This is a genomic window from Flexistipes sp., from assembly GCF_036172515.1.
GTDB lineage: Bacteria > Chrysiogenota > Deferribacteres > Deferribacterales > Flexistipitaceae > Flexistipes.
On sequence record NZ_JAXKVW010000005.1, the window covers coordinates 34946 to 52866 of the forward strand.

The window sequence follows — 17921 nt, forward strand, 5'->3', positions numbered from 1 at the left end:
AATGTGAAATACGCTTTACTGGGTTATGGAGTCAGCGGCCGCGGCGCTGAAAAATTATTGAAGAGCAGAGATATTAGTCAAGTTGATATTTATGACGATACAATTAAATCATATCCTTCTGTATCTTCGTGCAATTTTGATAAATATGATAAAGTAATTGTAAGCCCCGGAATTGCCCCGGACAAGGTTAACATTCCTGCAAATAAAGTTACCAGCGAAGTGGAAATTGCATATGAAAACCTGTCATCTGAAGCAAAAATAGTAGGGGTAACGGGAACAAACGGCAAGTCTACAATCACCTACCTTACCTGGCAGATTTTGCAGCAGATTGGTGCTGGTGCTGTTTATTGCGGTAATATAGGCAGAACGTTCAGTAAAGTTGCTATAGAAGATGATTATGATATTTATGTAGTGGAACTCAGCAGCTACCAGATTGACCTGCTGAAAAACTTCAGAATGGATGCTTTTTGTATATGCAATGTTACACCTGATCATTTGGACAGATACAGGGATATAAAGAGTTATGCAGCATCAAAGCTGGCAGCTCTTAAATTTGTAAAAGCAGAAAGATCCTATCTTCTCGACTCACCTGTTTTTGAGAATTTTAACATTTCAAAAAGTGTAAATTTTATAGATCCGGAACTGAAAAAGTTTCCCGTTATTAAGAATGATATTCTGGATTTTGGCAGGTTTTATGCTGACACCCGTTCGTATCCACTCAGCGGCAGGCATAATCTGCTTAATCTGGCTTTTGCTATGTGTCTGGCAGATGAAGTATATGGTTTGCAAAGGGATGTTTCCACGGTTGTATCCTCACTGCAGCCCCTGGAACATAGATGTGAAAAATTTGCGGAATCAAAAGGGGTGAAGTATATAAATGACTCGAAAAGCACAAATCCTGAATCAACCATGACAGCTTTAAATGCGCTTGATGGGAATGTGATTCTTCTTATGGGCGGCCGAATTAAAAATGCCGACTACTCAGGGACAGCAAAACCGATTAACAAAGTGGTAAAGAAGCTTGTTTTGTTTGGAGAGGCTGCCGGCTCTCTTAACCGCCAGCTGGAGAGATATGTTGATGTGGAAAAGCTGGTTTGCGCCAGCCTTGATGAAGCGATTGACATTGCTCTGTTATCTGCAAAGTCAGGAGATACAGTTTTATTATCTCCCGGGTGCTCCAGTTTCGACAGTTTTAGCAATTTTGAGGAGCGGGGGAAGTATTTTAAAAACAGGGTAAATGAAAAACTTAAGGGGTGCGGACTAAATGTTTGAATACAAGGATGAACGCTTTTATATGTTTGTTTCTGTTGCGATACTCCTTGTAATAGGAATGACATTTATCTTTTCGGCGGGCTCACTTCAGGCTATGCGTATTGGCAAACCTGAATCGTTCTTCTTTTATAAACAGATTATAGCTATGGTTGTGGGGCTCTGCTGTATGTATGTCAGTTACTCAACACCACTATATGTATACAGAAAGCTGGTTGTTTTAATATACTTTCTCACGGTTGTGCTTCTTTTATCAGTTTTTGCTTTTCCGGCAATAAACGGTGCGCACCGTTGGATAAACCTGCCGTTTCTCAGTCTCCAGCCATCAGAACTGGCTAAATTTACAGTAGTCGTTTATCTTGCGCACTATCTTGATAAAAAAGATCAGAAAATAAAAGTTTTTGTTAAAGGATTTCTGCCCGCCAGCCTGATGCTGGGTTTTCTGGCATCACTGGTAATGATTGAGCCCGATTTCGGTACTGCTTTTTTATTGATAGCTGTATCAGGCACCCTTCTTTTTATAGGCGGGATGAATATGAAACATTTGGTTGCAGGTATTGCTTTTATTCTTCCTTTACTCGGTTCACTGGTTATGATGGGGTACAGAAAAGAGCGTATCCTGAGCTTTATTGATCCGTGGAAATACAGCGATACAACAGGATACCAGCTGATTCAGTCCCTTATCGCCGTGGGGAGCGGGGGCATTTTTGGAAAAGGGTTGGGGAACAGCTCACAGAAACTATATTTTTTGCCTGAAGCCCATACGGATTTTATTTATGCGATTATCGCTGAAGAATTCGGCATTATCGGAGCCGCTGCAGTGGTGATACTGATTTTGGTGTTATTTGTATGCGGTCTTAGAATAGCGGCATCACATGTGGACAGATACAAAAGATATTTGACTATGGGGCTTTGTTTTGTCCTTTTTTACCAGGCCGTTATCCATTTCTGTGTTGTTTTGGGGCTGACCCCGACAAAAGGAATCCCGCTGCCTTTTGTGAGTTACGGCGGTTCGGCAATGGTTTTCCAACTTTTTTTACTCGGCATCATTTTTAGAAGCGCGGAGGAGCGATGAGGGTAGTGCTGGCCGGAGGCGGAACCGGAGGACATCTTTATCCCGGTATCGCTATAGCAGAAAAACTGGAGAGAAAGAAAGTGGATATTATCTTTATGGTTTCTGACAGGGCTGTGGACAGTAAAATTCTTTCACCCCTGCATTATCCTTTTATCGTTCAGCATGTTACACCGGTAAAAGGAAAAGGTTTCTTATACAAAATAAAAAGTTTTTCAAAGCTGTCAGTTCAGGTTTTGAAAAATATGAAGATTATAAAACGCAGTGACAAAGTGCTTCTCCTGGGCGGTTTTGCCTCAGCTGCAGCAGGCCTGGCTGCTCTGTTAAAGAGATGCGAAATTTATGTCCATGAGCAGAATTCCGTTATGGGTTTTGCCAACAGATTCTTTGTGAAATTTGCAAAAAAGGTATTTGTAAGTTTTGAAATTAAAAACATGGAAATACCGGAAGCGGTTTTAACGGGGAATCCTGTGCGTGAAGGAATTGCTGAAATTGAGCCCAAATATGAGCATTCCAGACATCTTTTGGTGCTCGGCGGAAGCCAGGGGAGCCGTTTTATCAACAGGCTGATGATTGAATCTTTTGAACAGCTGAAAAAAGAAGGTATTGAGATTAAACATCAGACAGGCTCAATGCTTTATAATGAGACCGTTGACGGATATAAGTCGAAATACGGCGTAAGCGAAGGTGAGAATCTGGAAATAACGGATTATGTTAATGATATTCAGGACGTTTTAAAATGGAGTGATGCAGTGGTTTCCAGAGCGGGATCCGGCTCTGTTTATGAAATTATGTATGCAAAACGACCTGCTGTTTTTATACCGCTCAAGCTGGCAGCTGATAATCACCAGTATTTTAATGCTAAATTTTTTGAGGAGCATGGTTACGGTTATGTATTGACAGAAGATGAAGCAACTCCTGAAAATTTTTGTAAAAAAATAATGTCACTGTTTGAAAACTATAACGATTTTTCAAGGAAACTGGCATCTGTGAAAAGGTTGAATGCTTCTGAGATTATATTATCGGAAATGGGGTTTGTGTAATGTTTGGCAAAATTAAGAAAATACATTTTGTTGGTATTGGCGGAATAGGTATGAGCGGGATAGCAGAAGTACTTCACAATCTGGGCTTTATTGTGACCGGTTCTGACACCGCCAGAAACTCTACAGTTGAAAGGCTCTCTAATCTCGGGATAGAGGTTATGCAGGGGCACAGTGCAGATAATGTCGACGGAGCAGATCTTGTCGTATATTCATCAGCCGTTAGATTAGACAACCCTGAGCTTGTCCGGGCAAAAGATAACTATATCCCTGTAATTAAGAGGGCAGAGATGCTTGCGGAACTTATGCGTATGAAATATTCAATAGTAGTTGCCGGCAGCCACGGCAAAACAACCACCACTTCCATGATTGGAGAAATCCTGTATTATGCGGATTTTGACCCCACTGTAGTGATAGGTGGCCGCCTTAACAGGGATTACAACAATGCGTTGGTGGGAAAGAGCGAATTTATGGTTTCCGAAGCCGATGAGAGTGACAGATCTTTTCTAATGCTTTATCCTACTGTTTCTGTGATTACAAATATAGATCTTGAGCATCTGGAGGCCTATGAAGATATGGACGATTTGAAAAATGCTTTTATCCGTTTTGCCAACAAGGTTCCTTTTTATGGTGTAAATATTATATGTATCGATGATTTGAATGTAACGGATATCATTCCTTATATCGAAAAAAGGTTTACAACTTACGGTTTAAGCGCAAAAGCGGATGTGAGCTGTTATGATATCAAGCGTACAGGTTTTTCCGTATCATTTGAGGTTTTACTGCACGGTGAGAAGATTGGGAAGGTTAAACTTGCACTGCCCGGTGAACATAATGTTCTTAATGCTTTGGCTGCAATAGCAGTGGGATTTGAGCTGGAAATACCCTTTGACAGAATTAAGAAAGGGCTGGAAAATTTTCAGGGAGTTCAGAGGAGACTGACTCTGAGACTTGACAGTGATAATGTTAAAGTTATTGATGATTACGGTCATCACCCCACGGAAATTTCCACTACCCTTCGGGCAGTAAGGGAAGCTTTTCACGATTACAAGGTGGTTGCTATTTTTCAACCGCACAGATATTCCAGAACATCTGCCTTAATGACAGATTTTGCCAAATGTTTTTTTGACGCAGATGAGCTTTATGTGACTGATATTTATGCTGCCAGTGAAGATCCGATTGAGAATGTCAACTCAGAGAGACTGGTTGCAGAAATAAAGAAACACGGATTTAAAGATGCGGTTTATATAGAAAAGCCTTCGGATTTCTTACAATACATTGATAATTATAAAAATCAGAATACGGTTTTTTTAACACTCGGAGCTGGTGATATTACGAATTTTTCATCCGAACTTGCAAAGGCTTTGGAGGATAAATGATTGATAAGAACATGAGAATAGTTGTTCTTTACGGCGGTTTTTCAAGTGAAAGAGAAGTTTCACTGACCACCGGTACAGCTATGGGCAATTCATTAAAAAAGAACGGGTATAAAAATATTATTTTTATGGATATAGGGGATAATTTTTTTAAAGAATTGCTGGAAATAAAACCCGATATTTGTGTTAACGGCTTACACGGTAAATTTGGAGAGGATGGAAAAATTCAGGCTGTTCTGGAATCTCTGAAGATACCGTATACCGGCTCAGGGGTCGCCGCAAGCTGCCTTGCCTTTGATAAAGCTTACTCAAAATATATTTTAAGAGGAGCCGGTCTTCCGACAGCCGAATTTATAATTGCATCAAAAGATAACCAAAAGCCTCCTTTTCTGCCGTGTGTGGTGAAGCCGGCCAGAGAGGGGTCTACAATAGGTATATCAATTGTAAAACAGGAAGGTGAGTATAAAAGAGCTCTGAAGATTGCCGCCCAATATGACGGCAAAATAGTTGTGGAAAAATTCTTAGACGGAAAAGAGATTACAGTGGGTATTTTAGGAGACAAGGCACTGCCGCCGATCTGGATAAAACCGGAGAGCGGTTTTTACGACTATGAGTCCAAATACACCAAAGGAAAAACCGAATACCTTTTTAATACAGGGTGCACAGAGAAGGAAACGGCTGAAATTAAAGATACGGCACTCAGGGCTTTTAATGCCGCAGGGTGCACAGGATACGGGAGAGTGGATTTTATCTATAAGGAAAACACACCGTATATACTTGAAATAAACACATTGCCGGGGATGACAGAGACGAGCCTTTTGCCGCAGGCAGCAGCCGAAGCTGGAATAAATTTTGAAGAACTTGTGGAGGAAATACTATACACGAGTGGAGAATTGCATGGTTAAATTTTATCTGAAAGCTGTTTTTATGATTGCAATGTTACTGCTTATCGCTTTTTGGGCTTATCCTAATGTCAAAGAAATGATTTTCAGCTCCGATTACTTTGATGTGAAAAATATAGAAATCTCCGGTGTAATCAATGGAAACGGAGAAAGACTTAAAAAAATGTATGAAAAACACCTGGGTGAGAACCTTTTCAAGTTTGATGTAAGGGCTGAAAAAATAACCAAAGACAAATGGATTGAAAGAGTGGAAATAAAACGTATCTGGCCATCCACGGTAAAAATAATTGTCTATGAAAATAAGGGGTTATTTACATGTAAAAATGATAGCGAGTGTTTTGTTTACACGTATAACTCCAAAAAAATACAGGTAAAATGCAGTGAGAATGATATGAGTGTGTTTATGAAAGATACCGTTGGCTCATCCTATTTAGAAAATTTTGCTGAAATCTATAAAAAGGGCTCGCTGAATAATTATAGAAAGATTGTTTTAAAAGAATCCTATTTCACAATATACAAAGATAGTTATGAAATAAAAGGCTCATACAGTCCTGATGCTTTTTTAAAAGCGTACCGGCTAAAGGACTTTTTGACAGAGAGATATTCATCCCTTGAATATCTTGATTTAAGAGTGCCTGAGAAAATTTATGTAAAAGGGGTGCTGAATGAAGCAGGATAATATTTATGCAGGTTTAGATATAGGGACCACTAAAATCTGTGCAGTAATCGGCCGAAAAAATAATGATGACAGTTTGGATATAATCGGCCTTGGTTGTGTGCCGAGCTCCGGTTTAAGAAAAGGAGTGGTGATTAATATTGACGGTACTGTTAAAGCTATAATTGAGGCTTTAAGAGAAGCCGAAAGAATGGCCGGTGTTCAGGTTAAGAACGTTTGTGCAGGTATTGCAGGAGGACACGTTAAAAGTTTTAATTCAAGAGGAATAATTGCCGTAAAAAACAGAGAAGTGAGCAGGAAAGATGTGGAAAGAGCCATTGAATCCGCTTCTGCAGTTGATGTACCTATCGGCAGTGAAGTCCTTCATGTTATTCCTCAGCAGTTTATTCTGGACGGACAAACGGAGATAAAGGACCCGATAGGTATGAACGGTGTTAGGCTTGAAGTGGATGTTCATATTGTTACCGGAGCGGTGAGCAGTGCCCAGAATATTTTAAAGAGTTGCGAAAGGGCGGGAATTTCAGTGGATGATATTGTTCTTGAGCAGCTTGCTTCCAGCGAAGCCGTGTTGTCGGAAGATGAAAAGGAGATAGGTGTATGCCTTATCGATGGAGGAGGCGGCACGACAGATATGGCTGTTTATAAACGGAATGCGGTTTACCATACAGCTGTTCTTTCCATTGGCGGGAATAATTTTACCAGGGACTTATCTATTGGATTGAATACACCGGAATCTGAAGCAGAGAAGGTTAAAAAGGAGCACGGTTGTGTCTGGATGGACTTTGTTTCAGAAGATGAAGTCATAAATGTACCTTCAGTGGGCGGAAGACCTCCCAGAAAAATTTCAAGACCTGTGCTGACCCAAATTCTGCAGGCGAGAAGTGAGGAAATTTTCCAGATGTTTCTGGGAGAACTGCAGAAAAAGCAGCTTCTTGAAATACTGGGTGCCGGGATTGTGGTAACCGGCGGTATTTCAAACCTTGAGGGGATTGAATATCTGGCCTCTTCAATTTTTGAGGTACCGGTCAGGGTAGGCAGGCCTCAGGGCATCGGTGGTTTGACTGATATTGTGGAAAATCCTGTTTATGCAACAGGTGTTGGTCTTACTCTGCATGCTGCCAAAAAGGGGCACCAACAGGTGAAAATTTCCAGAGGAAGCGATGAGAAAGTATTCAGAAAAGTTCTGGATAGAATGAAAAGCTGGTTTGGAGAGTTTTTCTAAACTTTACGGGGGTGAATATTATGTTTGAATTTCAGGAAATTGCACAAGGTGCAGTTATTAAGGTAATCGGCGTTGGTGGAGCCGGCGGAAATGCCATCACCAACATGATTAAAGCCGGTATTGATGGTGTGGATTTTATTTCTGCTAATACCGATGCTCAGGCTTTGTCTAAAAACAGGGCACCGCTTAAAATTCAGCTGGGAACACAGCTGACCAAAGGGCTGGGAGCGGGCGGAAATCCCGAAGTGGGAAGAAAGGCCGCTGTTGAGGATGCCGAAGCTATTGAAGATGCACTCAGGGGCTCAGATCTTGTCTTTATTACTGCCGGAATGGGCGGTGGTACTGGCACCGGTTCAGCTCCTGTTATTGCAAGTATTGCAAAAGACCTGGGGGCGCTAACTGTTGCCGTTGTTTCTAAGCCGTTTTACTGGGAAGGAAAACGGAGGAATGAATTTGCAGACCAGGGGATGAAGTTCCTGAAGGAGCATGTGGATACATTTATCGTGGTTCCCAATGACAGGCTTCTGGATATTATCGACAAAACCACTTCGTTTCAGGAAGCTTTCAGAATTGCCGATGATGTACTAAGACAGGGTGTGCAGGGTATCTCGGATACAATTAACAGCGATGGATATATCAATGTGGATTTTGCCGATGTTAAAGCAATTATGAGCTCCCGGGGAATGGCACTTATGGGCATAGGTGAAGCATCAGGAGAGAGCAGGGATGAAGAAGCTGCCAAACGTGCACTGATGAGTCCTCTGCTTGCAGATGCCGATATAAGAGGTTCCCAGGGCATTCTGATTAATATTACGGGTGGAAGCGATTTGACCATGTTTGAAATCCAGAATATAGCTCAGCTTATCTATGAAAATGCCGGTGAAGATGCTGCAATTTACAAAGGTGTGGTTATTGATGAGAATATGGAAGGTAAAATCAAAGTTACTATTGTTGCAACCGGTATAGGCAAGGTTAAGGAAAGTACAAAAACTGTTAATCTGGATGAATATGTGAAAAAATCCACGCCTGAGAGTTCATCAATCATTAAAAAGGTCAACAATATAAAGAAAATGGACAGAGGGTTAAAGACGCTGGACGATTTTGATGAGGAGGAATTTGAGATTCCCACTTATCTGAGGAAGCAGGCTGATTAAGCGGCAGAATGAGATTTTTGCATGTTGTGAATGTCAGATGGTACAATGCTACTGCCTGGTATGCCGTAAATCTTTCAAGAATTTTGAAAGGTTATGGACATGATGTCATTGTCCTCGGTTTACCAGGCACACCCCCGATGGATAAAGCCGGGCAGTATTCTCTTGAAACTGTCGGACTGGATCTGAATTCGAATAATCCACTGAAAGTTTTTCGTAATATCTGCGAAGTGAATAAGCTTTTAAAACGTTTTAATCCTGACGTTGTGAACTGTCACCGCGGGGAGTTTTTCTGGTATTTTGCCTTTAAGAAAGTTCTCGGCAAAAAATCTTTTAAACTTATTCGTACAAGGGGCGATACCCGCGAGCCCAAAAAGGGATTTTTTAATTATTTTGTTCACTCTGTTTGCGACAGAATTATTACATCTGCGGAAATTATAAAAAACAAATATGTGGAAAATCTTGGAGTCAGCCCGTCAAAAATCAGTGTTGTCTACGGAGGGGTTGATGATAAAAAATTTATTTATAGTGAAAAAGGAAGAGCGAGGGTAAGAGAAGAAATGGGTTTTGGCGAAAAGGATTATGTTGTGGGGATTGTGGGCAGGTTTGATTATGTTAAGGGTCATGAGAATCTGATAAAGGCTGTAGGCAAGCTTTATTATGCCAAGGGGATGGAGAATATACGTCTTGTTTTGATTGGTTATGAAACTAATCTGTCAAATGAGGATATAAAGAACCTTTTAAAGGAAAACGGAATCGAAAAAATATCAGTAATAACAGGATACAGGGAAGACATTGCTGACTGTCTGAGTGCATTGGATCTCGGGGTGGTTGCTTCCACCGGTTCAGAAGCCGTTTGCCGTGTGGCTTTTGAAATTATGGCCGAAGGTATCCCTGTTGTTGCTTCAGATGTCGGGGTTTTACCTGAAATAATTCCTGAAGAAAATATATATTCCAAAAACGATATTGATGGACTGGCGGATAAAATTATGCATCATTCTGATAAAACATTTTTATTTAGTGAAAAAAAATTTTACGAAGATTATATGAAAGCTGTTAACAATAATGTTTGACTGTGAAAGTGCATATGAATGTGGGAGCTTTGAATTATACAAAAACGTCATGCTGAATTTATTTCAGCATCTTGTATTATCAAGAGTTTATGAGACCCTGTGGCACCAACCTAACAGGTTGGTAAATATGTGGAACACATTAAACAAGTTCAGGGTGACAAATATGGGATTATTCAAAGCTCTCAATGTGGGAGTGAGTGGGAGTGTGAGAGAGCCTGCCGGGTTGTGGTTATTTGGAAAGTTTTTTCAGTGATTCTTTAAGAAGGGTTTCAAAATCGTCGTAATCGCCTGAAAGTTTTGTCACAATATTTTTACAGTCCTGTCTCTTGTACCCGAGATTTGCCAGAGCACTCAAAACATCCTCGGCTGCAGAGGCTTTCTGCTCCACCGGTTCAAATACCTCATCAAACTTATCCCTTAACTCCAGTACAATTCTTTCGGCAGTCTTCTTGCCTATTCCCGGAATTGTGGCAATGAGTGGATAATCATTGCTCAAAATGGCATCTTTAAGTTTTTGTGTTGATATCCCGGATAACACAGCCAGCGAAAGCTTGGGACCCACTTTGGATACTGTGTTCAACAGCAAAAAAATCCGTTTTTCCTGCTCATCCAGAAAACCGTATAAATACATACCGTCTTCTCTGATAATAAGATGGGTATAAAGCTTTACAGAGAATCCGGATTCAGGAAGAGCGGAGAAAGTATTCAGTGCAATCAGAATTTCATAAGCAATGCCGCCGGTTTCCAATACAACCTTACCGGGTTCTTTATGTACTAAGGTTCCGGAAATACTATAAAACATTGTATTTTCCTGTTAAACTCAGTCCGAGGCAAATCCCGCAGGCTAAAGCATCCGTTGCATCAAGAGGGATCTTTTTGTCAAATGTTTTACCCAAGTGAAGTTCCACCAGTTTTTTTACCTGATGTTTATCGGCTTTGCCGTATCCCACAACAGATTTTTTTATCTGCAATGCGGTGAATTCAAACATTTCAACGTTGCATCCCAACAAGGTGGCAATTATGGCTCCTCGTGTCTGTCCCAATAGAATTGCACTTTTTACATTTACCGAATAGAAAATATCTTCCACAGCAGCATACTCAGGTTTATATTCAGTGTAAAGGTTCTGCAGTGAGGAGCAAATTGTTTTAAGGCGCTCAGGCAGAGAATTTTTGGCATTGGTCTTTATTACATAGTGAGAGTTATAAGATATTTTTTTCTCATAAACGTCCAGAATGCCTATACCAGTATTGTTGAGGCCGGGATCTATTCCAAAGATAATCAACGTTATTCGTCCTCTAATTCACTGTCATCTATGTCAAAATTTGCATAAACTTCCTGAACGTCATCTAAATCTTCCAGTGCTTCAATAAGGTTAATGACTTTTTTGGCATTATCCCCTTTTACTTCTATAGTTGTTTTCGGTCTCATGGTTACTTCGGCATATTCGTATGAAATGTTTTCCGACTCAATTGTCTTTTTTACGTCTTCGTAGTCTGCGGGGTCACAAATTATTTCGTATGAGTCATCACCCGTTTCCACATCTTCGGCACCTGCATCAATAGCCAATGACATTATCTGGTCCTCTCCGACGTTGTTAAGGGGGATGCTTATTACACCTTTTTTCTCAAAAATCCAGGAAACACATCCTGCTTCACCCATATTGCCGTTTTTCTTAGCCATTGTGCTGCGTACTTCAGAAACGGTTCTGTTTTTATTGTCCGTAAGTGCCTGGACAAGTATTGCCACACCTTCCGGACCGTAGCCTTCATACATAACGTCCTCAAAGTTTGCTTCGTTACCTTCTCCCGTTCCTTTTTTTATAGCTCTGTCCACATTATCCTTAGGTAAATTAACTGCTTTTGCCTTGTCCAGTGCCATTCTCAGACGCGGGTTCATTTCAGGATCACCGCCGCCAAGCTTAGCTGCCACGGTTATCTCTTTAGCGACTTTTGTGAAAACCTTCCCTTTTTTTGCATCCTGAGCCGCTTTACGGTGTTTTATGTTTGCCCATTTACTGTGTCCTGCCAATTTTTTCCTCCGTTGATATGAACTGAATGTATGCTTATAAGAAAATTTAGCTCAAAATTCAAGATATGTTTGTATTATGTTGTAAAAGTATTGAAATGATAGAAAAAGCAGCGGCACTTTAAGAAACTGTGCCGCCGATAATGCATGGATTAATCCACTAACACCATTTCTTCTCCGCAACAAACAAGGTCACCGGCTCCATTCTCCAAAACTTCAACTTTGTTACCACATATTTCACAGTAATAAACTTCTCCCACTTCAGTAGCCATAATAACCTCCTATATTTTTTTCCCTTTTTAAGGAATTATGTTATAATTTTATATGCAAGTAAAATGTATTGCAAATGAATTTTAATTATGGTGGAAAGATTCATTGATATATTATGATTCCTTGACTGCACAAAACAGACCGTATAAAAGAGCTGTATCCTGGAATAAAACATTGCGGATTTTAAACGTCAAGGCAGAAAAGGGGATGTTGGGTAAAAAATTGGTTGCAATTTTTGTGAAAAAAGAAATATATTCTGCTTTGCAGGAGGAATAAGTTGAAAACTCTACTGATTGTTGACGATGACGACAATATAAGACTGCTGATGCGGGATGAATTCTGTGATCTGAATTACAATGTTATTACAGCCGTAAACGGTGAAGAAGCTCTGATAAGTTTTAGCGAAGAGGATGTTGATCTCGTTATACTGGATTTGCGCATGCCTAAGCTTGACGGTGTGCAATTCCTGGAGAGAATCAGAAAAACGAGCAAAGTACCTATTATCATATATACCGCAAATCCCGGTGCTTTCAATGTTGGTGATTATGAAAGTGTTGAAATGCTTACCAAATCTCCCGATACCGGAAATCTTTTGAAATTAGTTGAAACAACACTCAATGTTTGACAGAGATAAGTACAATTTATTCCTGAAAACAAAAAATTTCGGCAGAAATCTGCAGGTGTTTGATTCGCTGCAGTCCACTAATACCTATGCACTTGAACATAAGTGCCCTGTATTTTCTGCAATAACTGCGTCAAGGCAAACATCAGGCAGGGGCAGAAGCGGGCGTAGATGGGCTGATTTTGAAGGGGGAAACTTATATTTTACTTTAATTCTGCCGAAAATCGAGGGTGACCGTATACTTCCACTCAATATTTTAGCCGGTTTTGCCATGTGCGATGTTTTAAGAACTTATTTTAAATGCTACTTAAAATGGCCTAATGATATTGTATATGCGGGTAAAAAGATTGCCGGTATTTTAATTGATACGAAATTTAACGGGAATAAACTTGCAAAAATTGTTCTGGGCATCGGGGTTAATGTAAATGCAGAAAAGGTAAACAAGATTATCCCTACGGCTTCCTCAATAAAGGACGAAACGGGAAAGGATGCCGAACTGGAAAAAATTATGGCTTTATTCATGAACACATTCGAGGATTACTTCAGCAGGTTTATGAATGATGAAATAAATATTGAAAAATTATGGTACGATTATTCAGCTCATCTGAACTTACCTGTCAATATTCATATCGATAATAAAAAGACGGAAGTTCTTGAAAAAGGTATCGATTCAAATGGTGCCTTGATTGTTGCAGAAAAATCAGGTAAACTGACAAAAATTTACTCTGGTGACATAGGCTATGATTTTTGCCGTTGATATTGGCAACACCAACATAGTATTCGGGATTTTTGATAAGCAGGGCAATCTTGCAGGAAATTGCAGGTTAACAACCGATTCCATGAGAACAACCGATGAGTATGCTGCCACTATTATGCTTCTTCTTAAAAACAGGGGAATAGACTTTGATCAGCTGAGCGGAATGGTTATTTCCAGTGTTGTGCCGCCGCTTGTTTACACTTTTACTAAACTTGCCCGCAAATATTTTGATATTGAACCCATAGTTATCGGCCCCGGTATAAAAACGGGGGTACCTGTTAAATTTGAAAACCCCAAGGAAATTGGTGCTGACAGAATTGTGAATGCGGCTGCTGCGATTAAATATTATAAGGCGCCTTGTATCGTTGTTGATTTTGGAACGGCCACAACTTTTGATGTTGTGAACAGAAAGGGTGAATATATCGGAGGGGTTATCAGCCCCGGTATAAAACTTTCTGTAAATGCATTGCATTCAAAGACGGCGAAGTTGCCGGAGATTGAAATAGAAAAATGCCGGAAAGTTGTGGGAAACAGTACAACTTCATCGATGAAATCCGGAGTGTATTTCGGTTACCTCTCAATGATAGACGGCATAATAGAAAAAATTATTCAAGAGCAGTTTGAAGGCAGTTCAGTAAAGGCTGTGGCTACGGGAGGTTTAGGAAGCATTTATATTGATGAATCAAAATATATACAAGAATATGAACCCAATCTTACACTATACGGGCTGAGGTTAATTTATGAAAAGAATAGCGCTTAGTTTATTATTGATTTTCGTTATACTGGGCTGTGCGGCAAAAAATGATAATGCTTTTCAGTCGCATTACAAAATGGGGCTTGCTTATCTGAATACAGATAAGGATTATATGGCAATCAGAGAGTTTGAAAAGGCACTGAAATATAAACCAAACGATGCCAAAACACACTATGCAATTGCCACTTTTTACCTGAAGCATAACAAGTTGCTGAAAGCACAGAAATATTTAGAGAGGGCTATTGAACTGGACCCTTCCAACTCCGACTACCATAATGCATATGCTTCCACATTGGCTTCTCTTGGAAATGTTGAAAAGGCTGTAAAACAATGGAAAATTGTGCTCGAAGATCCCGGATATCCAAATCATGGAATGATTTATTACAACATGGGGTATTCCCTTTATGGAAAAGGGCGTTACGACAGAGCACTGGAGTATTTTAAGAGGGCAGTGGAAACCAACCCCCGGTTCATGTCTCCATATATGTATATGTACAGAATTTATAAAAGCTGGGAAGAGCATGATAAGGCGATAGATATTTTGAAAAAGGCGTTAAAGAGAAACCCTGTTTTTCTTCCAGCAAATCTTGAGTTGGGCAAGTATTATTACAATCAGAACAAATATGAACAGTCTGCAAAAGTTATGGAAGAAATTATAGAACTGCAGCCTGACAGTGAGGAAGCAAAAACAGCCGCTTCTTATCTGAAAAAAATGGGGCTTTATTATGAGTGATTTAGGTCATTTTCTCAGTGAGAAAAGAAAAGAGCAGGATAAGAGTATAAAGGATGTATCAAAAGCAACGTTGATAAGTAAGGCGGCAATTGAAGCTATTGAAAGCGGTGATTTTGACAGTCTCCCTTCATATGTACATTGCTACGGTTTTGTGAAAAAATATGCGGAATATCTCGGATACACATACGATGATGTTAAAAGTCTTTTTGAATCGGAATGCAAAAAGGAAGATTTTCAGGTTCAGGAGGCTCAGGAATCGGAGGAGGATTATTCTTCTGCTGATTCGAAAAGAAAATTTCCAGTATTTGCCGCTGTTTTTCTCCTGCTTATTATTGGGGGAATTCTTGCATACATATTTGTACCCTCTGATTCCACACATAAGGAAATAAGACTGACAGAGGGCAATGCAGGGCTTGTTACGGATAACAGGGCTTCGGAAAATAACACTGACTTAAATGAAAGCAAAGCCTTTCCGGATGACAATATTTCTTCGGAAAAAATTGCGGGTGAAAAGGAACAAACGCCGAAAACAGACAACCAGTCATCAATTACAGAAAATGCAACTGAAAGTGACGGGAAAGCTAAGGATAATGAAATCACTCCTTATGAGATAACGCAGGAATTAAATAAAGAGAAAAAAGTTGTTGAAAAGAAATATAATGTATCGCTGGATTTTTCAGATACTTGTTGGGTTCATGTGAATATAGATAATGAAAAACAGTTGGATTTTATAGCTGAAGGTGGTTTGACCAAAACCATAAGCTTCAGTGATTTTTTTATTATAGATATTGGAAACGCCGCAGCAATAACCATTTCACATAACGGCGATATTTACAGAAATCTCGGAGGGTGGCGGGAACCGGTAAAGAATCTCAGATTTACAATGGATAACGGCACGTTAAAATATTCAAAAATAGAAAATTAATTTTCAGAATACCTATTGCATTTTATTAAATCATGTGTATCTTCTTTAAAAAGACAAAAAAGGTGTTATTATGCGAATGGAAGTGGGCATTTTTGCAGGGGAATCTTTACTGTTAAATGAAGTTATTACTGCAATAGAGGGACAGATGCCTGAGGTTAGCATTAATGTTTATGCAGAAAAAGAGAAAATGCCTGTTTTGCAGTCGGAAGTTCCTTCAGCTCAAATGGAAGAATTAAGTCAGTTTGGCGATGAAGATGTTCTCCTGGTTCTGCCAGGCGGTGACAGTCTGGCCGGCAATGCCGGTGATTTTGACGGCAGCGTTATTGATGCAGCAGGATACTATTCTGAGGATGTTGATATCTGTAAAGTTCTAAATCCGGTGGAGTATATTCTTAACTCTGTGTGTGATGACATTGATGAAATTAAGGGCGTATGCAGTCTGCCTGCTGCTGTTTTCGGCAAAGACGGTGTTGATGATTTGATAAACCAGACAAGACACCTTTTGGCTTTCTCAGACTATAACAGTAAGGTTATTGATTTTAATCTGGGTTTCAATGTTGCAACAGAAGGCAACACCCTTTTTGATAAATATTTGACAAATATAAAGGATGAAGTAAGAAAAAATTTTATTTTTAGGTTGCTACCTGTTTCAACAGGACTTATATTGGACATTTGTGGCAATACAGAAAATGTTGCAGGCGAAGATTTGTACGGGAAAACGGGGAACCTGGCAGATATTATAGCCAATGAAGGGTTGGTTTTCAGAAAAGAGAATAACGGTATGGTAACCGTTTATGGTGACTATCTGCATATTTATACAAAGCAGATATTAGATGAGCTAAAAAAACTGTGATGTAAGGAGAGCGATTTATGGTCTATATGGATAATGTTGCCGGAACGAAACCTGATAAACGAGTTATTGATAAGATGATCCCTTTTTATACGGAAAAATACGGAAATCCCAGTGCACATTTTTATCCTCTGGGCAGGGAAGCTTTTGAGGCAATTGATGAGGCAAGGGGATATGTGGCTGATCTTATAGGTGCTGAGAATGATGAGATTATTTTTACATCCTGCGGCACTGAGTCGAATAATCTTGCTTTAAAAGGTGTTTTGGGTACTGATAGAATAAAAGAAAAAAAACATATAGTTATAAGTGAAATAGAACATTTTTCCGTACAGAATGTATGCATAAAATTAATGAACGAGGGCTATGATATTACAAAAGTAAAAGTTGATGAAAATGGAAAGATAGATATGAATGCTCTGGAGAAAGCTGTAACCCCCGAAACTGCACTTGTATCGGTTATGCATACTAACCCTGAGATTGGAACTGTTCAGGATTTAAGAAAAGTAGGTGAGATTTGCAGGAAAAATGAGGTTCTTTTTCATACCGATGCTGTTGCAGGAGTGGGTCATGCAGAGATTGATGTAAATGAATTCGGATGTGATCTGCTGAGTCTTGCAGGCCAGAATTTTTACGGTCCCAAAGGATCTGCAGCACTTTTTGTTAGAAACGGAGTGAAGATAAACCCTCTTTTTGACGGCGGGTTTCAGGAAAAAGGTATCCGCAGCGGCTCTGAAAATGTACCGGCCATTGTAGGTCTGGGCGAAGCAGCACGCATTGCAAAGGAAGAAATGGGCGAATATGTACCCAGGATGAAAAAATTGCAGGAAAAGTTGTGGAATGGCCTTGACGAAATGTTCGACTTCATACACTTTACTGGAGACAAGAACGATAGGTTACCCGGTCATGTCAGTTTTTGGATTGAATATATAGAAGGCGAATCACTCCTTTTATGGTATTCGCTAAAAGATGTATACGGGGCAAGCGGTTCGGCATGTTCCTCAAATATCCAGGCTGAGGACGAGGATGAGCTGGAAGCCTCTCATGTGCTGACGGCAGTAGGTGTTCCCAATGATATTTGTGCCGGTTCACTTACATTTTCCATGTCAAAGTACAATACTGAGGATGAGGTGGACAGAGTTCTGGAGATAACACCGGAGATTGTTAATAAACTCTGTGAAATGTCACCATATTATAACAAATAGC

The 17921-nt window shown here is 39.9% G+C and carries 21 protein-coding genes; 17 read left to right on the top strand and 4 right to left on the bottom strand.

What is annotated here, in order from left to right; genetic code table 11:
- Positions 1 to 3 precede the first annotated feature (3 nt).
- The 9 genes from murD to UMU13_RS05165 are packed head-to-tail and all read left to right on the top strand — an operon-like array spanning position 4 to position 9781.
- Positions 4 to 1272 carry a UDP-N-acetylmuramoyl-L-alanine--D-glutamate ligase gene (gene murD, locus UMU13_RS05125; RefSeq protein WP_328217579.1) on the top strand — a complete coding sequence of 423 codons (1269 nt, stop codon included), beginning with the start codon at positions 4 to 6 and terminating at the stop codon, positions 1270 to 1272.
- Positions 1265 to 2344 carry a putative lipid II flippase FtsW gene (gene ftsW, locus UMU13_RS05130; RefSeq protein ID WP_328217580.1) on the top strand — a complete coding sequence of 360 codons (1080 nt, stop codon included), beginning with the start codon at positions 1265 to 1267 and terminating at the stop codon, positions 2342 to 2344. The genes murD and ftsW overlap by 8 nt, the downstream gene beginning before the upstream one ends.
- Positions 2341 to 3384 carry an undecaprenyldiphospho-muramoylpentapeptide beta-N-acetylglucosaminyltransferase gene (murG, locus tag UMU13_RS05135; protein ID WP_328217581.1) on the top strand — a complete coding sequence of 348 codons (1044 nt, stop codon included), beginning with the start codon at positions 2341 to 2343 and terminating at the stop codon, positions 3382 to 3384. Before ftsW ends, murG begins: the two co-directional genes overlap by 4 nt.
- Entirely contained in the window at positions 3384 to 4760 is a 1377-nt protein-coding gene (gene murC / locus UMU13_RS05140) for a UDP-N-acetylmuramate--L-alanine ligase (RefSeq protein ID WP_328217582.1), read from the top strand. Before murG ends, murC begins: the two co-directional genes overlap by 1 nt.
- Positions 4757 to 5662 (top strand): D-alanine--D-alanine ligase, encoded by a 906-nt coding sequence (locus UMU13_RS05145; protein WP_328217583.1) that lies wholly within the window; start codon positions 4757 to 4759, stop codon positions 5660 to 5662. Before murC ends, UMU13_RS05145 begins: the two co-directional genes overlap by 4 nt.
- On the top strand, positions 5655 to 6338 hold the full coding sequence (locus UMU13_RS05150; protein ID WP_328217584.1) for a cell division protein FtsQ/DivIB: 684 nt from the start codon (positions 5655 to 5657) through the stop codon (positions 6336 to 6338). The genes UMU13_RS05145 and UMU13_RS05150 overlap by 8 nt, the downstream gene beginning before the upstream one ends.
- The gene (gene ftsA / locus UMU13_RS05155) at positions 6325 to 7557 is read left to right on the top strand and encodes a cell division protein FtsA (RefSeq protein WP_013886798.1); all 1233 of its coding nucleotides are present in this window, start codon (positions 6325 to 6327) and stop codon (positions 7555 to 7557) included. The genes UMU13_RS05150 and ftsA overlap by 14 nt, the downstream gene beginning before the upstream one ends.
- A 20-nt stretch (positions 7558 to 7577) precedes the next feature.
- Entirely contained in the window at positions 7578 to 8711 is a 1134-nt protein-coding gene (gene ftsZ / locus UMU13_RS05160) for a cell division protein FtsZ (RefSeq protein ID WP_328217585.1), read from the top strand.
- A gap of 8 nt (positions 8712 to 8719) precedes the next feature.
- Positions 8720 to 9781: a glycosyltransferase gene (locus tag UMU13_RS05165; protein WP_328217587.1), complete on the top strand. Its 1062-nt coding sequence runs from the start codon at positions 8720 to 8722 to the stop codon at positions 9779 to 9781.
- Between the two features lie 229 nt (positions 9782 to 10010).
- On the opposite strand, the gene ruvA is transcribed toward UMU13_RS05165, so the two are convergent.
- The 4 genes from ruvA to UMU13_RS05185 form a co-directional block, all read right to left on the bottom strand.
- On the bottom strand, positions 10011 to 10583 hold the full coding sequence (ruvA, locus tag UMU13_RS05170; protein ID WP_328217588.1) for a Holliday junction branch migration protein RuvA: 573 nt from the start codon (positions 10581 to 10583) through the stop codon (positions 10011 to 10013).
- Positions 10573 to 11064 carry a crossover junction endodeoxyribonuclease RuvC gene (gene ruvC, locus UMU13_RS05175; RefSeq protein ID WP_328217589.1) on the bottom strand — a complete coding sequence of 164 codons (492 nt, stop codon included), beginning with the start codon at positions 11062 to 11064 and terminating at the stop codon, positions 10573 to 10575. The genes ruvA and ruvC overlap by 11 nt, the downstream gene beginning before the upstream one ends.
- Positions 11065 to 11066: 2 nt before the next feature.
- Positions 11067 to 11810: a YebC/PmpR family DNA-binding transcriptional regulator gene (locus tag UMU13_RS05180; RefSeq protein WP_328217590.1), complete on the bottom strand. Its 744-nt coding sequence runs from the start codon at positions 11808 to 11810 to the stop codon at positions 11067 to 11069.
- A 149-nt stretch (positions 11811 to 11959) separates the two neighbouring features.
- Positions 11960 to 12079 carry a desulfoferrodoxin FeS4 iron-binding domain-containing protein gene (locus UMU13_RS05185; protein WP_273265828.1) on the bottom strand — a complete coding sequence of 40 codons (120 nt, stop codon included), beginning with the start codon at positions 12077 to 12079 and terminating at the stop codon, positions 11960 to 11962.
- 103 nt (positions 12080 to 12182) lie between these two features.
- Here UMU13_RS05185 and UMU13_RS05190 point away from each other — a divergent pair, with 103 nt between their 5' ends.
- The 8 genes from UMU13_RS05190 (at position 12183) to UMU13_RS05225 (ending at position 17920) form a co-directional block, all read left to right on the top strand.
- Entirely contained in the window at positions 12183 to 12353 is a 171-nt protein-coding gene (locus UMU13_RS05190) for a hypothetical protein (RefSeq protein WP_328217593.1), read from the top strand.
- A gap of 1 nt (position 12354) precedes the next feature.
- The gene (locus UMU13_RS05195; RefSeq protein WP_328217595.1) at positions 12355 to 12702 is read left to right on the top strand and encodes a response regulator; all 348 of its coding nucleotides are present in this window, start codon (positions 12355 to 12357) and stop codon (positions 12700 to 12702) included.
- Positions 12695 to 13456, top strand: coding sequence for a biotin--[acetyl-CoA-carboxylase] ligase (locus UMU13_RS05200; RefSeq protein WP_328217597.1), 762 nt, complete (start codon positions 12695 to 12697; stop codon positions 13454 to 13456). Before UMU13_RS05195 ends, UMU13_RS05200 begins: the two co-directional genes overlap by 8 nt.
- The gene (locus tag UMU13_RS05205; protein WP_328217599.1) at positions 13440 to 14216 is read left to right on the top strand and encodes a type III pantothenate kinase; all 777 of its coding nucleotides are present in this window, start codon (positions 13440 to 13442) and stop codon (positions 14214 to 14216) included. The genes UMU13_RS05200 and UMU13_RS05205 overlap by 17 nt, the downstream gene beginning before the upstream one ends.
- Positions 14197 to 14943 carry a tetratricopeptide repeat protein gene (locus UMU13_RS05210; RefSeq protein WP_328217600.1) on the top strand — a complete coding sequence of 249 codons (747 nt, stop codon included), beginning with the start codon at positions 14197 to 14199 and terminating at the stop codon, positions 14941 to 14943. Before UMU13_RS05205 ends, UMU13_RS05210 begins: the two co-directional genes overlap by 20 nt.
- Positions 14936 to 15868, top strand: a complete 933-nt coding sequence (locus tag UMU13_RS05215) for a RodZ domain-containing protein (protein WP_328217602.1) — start codon at positions 14936 to 14938, stop codon at positions 15866 to 15868. The genes UMU13_RS05210 and UMU13_RS05215 overlap by 8 nt, the downstream gene beginning before the upstream one ends.
- Positions 15869 to 15938: 70 nt before the next feature.
- Positions 15939 to 16721, top strand: coding sequence for a hypothetical protein (locus UMU13_RS05220; protein ID WP_328217603.1), 783 nt, complete (start codon positions 15939 to 15941; stop codon positions 16719 to 16721).
- Between the two features lie 17 nt (positions 16722 to 16738).
- Complete coding sequence (locus UMU13_RS05225; RefSeq protein ID WP_328217604.1) at positions 16739 to 17920, top strand: cysteine desulfurase family protein; 1182 nt, start codon at positions 16739 to 16741, stop codon at positions 17918 to 17920.
- The last annotated feature ends 1 nt before the right edge of the window (position 17921 follow it).

Excerpts from the sequence above, each read along its gene's own strand:
- ftsW (WP_328217580.1), top strand. The coding sequence starts at position 1,265 with ATGTTTGAATACAAGGATGAACGCTTTTATATGTTTGTTTCTGTTGCG.
- murG (WP_328217581.1), top strand. The coding sequence starts at position 2,341 with ATGAGGGTAGTGCTGGCCGGAGGCGGAACCGGAGGACATCTTTATCCC.
- murC (WP_328217582.1), top strand. The coding sequence starts at position 3,384 with ATGTTTGGCAAAATTAAGAAAATACATTTTGTTGGTATTGGCGGAATA.
- UMU13_RS05145 (WP_328217583.1), top strand. The coding sequence starts at position 4,757 with ATGATTGATAAGAACATGAGAATAGTTGTTCTTTACGGCGGTTTTTCA.
- UMU13_RS05150 (WP_328217584.1), top strand. The coding sequence starts at position 5,655 with ATGGTTAAATTTTATCTGAAAGCTGTTTTTATGATTGCAATGTTACTG.
- ftsA (WP_013886798.1), top strand. The coding sequence starts at position 6,325 with ATGAAGCAGGATAATATTTATGCAGGTTTAGATATAGGGACCACTAAA.
- ftsZ (WP_328217585.1), top strand. The coding sequence starts at position 7,578 with ATGTTTGAATTTCAGGAAATTGCACAAGGTGCAGTTATTAAGGTAATC.
- UMU13_RS05165 (WP_328217587.1), top strand. The coding sequence starts at position 8,720 with ATGAGATTTTTGCATGTTGTGAATGTCAGATGGTACAATGCTACTGCC.
- ruvA (WP_328217588.1), bottom strand. The coding sequence starts at position 10,583 with ATGTTTTATAGTATTTCCGGAACCTTAGTACATAAAGAACCCGGTAAG.
- UMU13_RS05185 (WP_273265828.1), bottom strand. The coding sequence starts at position 12,079 with ATGGCTACTGAAGTGGGAGAAGTTTATTACTGTGAAATATGTGGTAAC.
- UMU13_RS05200 (WP_328217597.1), top strand. The coding sequence starts at position 12,695 with ATGTTTGACAGAGATAAGTACAATTTATTCCTGAAAACAAAAAATTTC.
- UMU13_RS05205 (WP_328217599.1), top strand. The coding sequence starts at position 13,440 with ATGATTTTTGCCGTTGATATTGGCAACACCAACATAGTATTCGGGATT.
- UMU13_RS05210 (WP_328217600.1), top strand. The coding sequence starts at position 14,197 with ATGAAAAGAATAGCGCTTAGTTTATTATTGATTTTCGTTATACTGGGC.
- UMU13_RS05215 (WP_328217602.1), top strand. The coding sequence starts at position 14,936 with ATGAGTGATTTAGGTCATTTTCTCAGTGAGAAAAGAAAAGAGCAGGAT.
- UMU13_RS05220 (WP_328217603.1), top strand. The coding sequence starts at position 15,939 with ATGCGAATGGAAGTGGGCATTTTTGCAGGGGAATCTTTACTGTTAAAT.
- UMU13_RS05225 (WP_328217604.1), top strand. The coding sequence starts at position 16,739 with ATGGTCTATATGGATAATGTTGCCGGAACGAAACCTGATAAACGAGTT.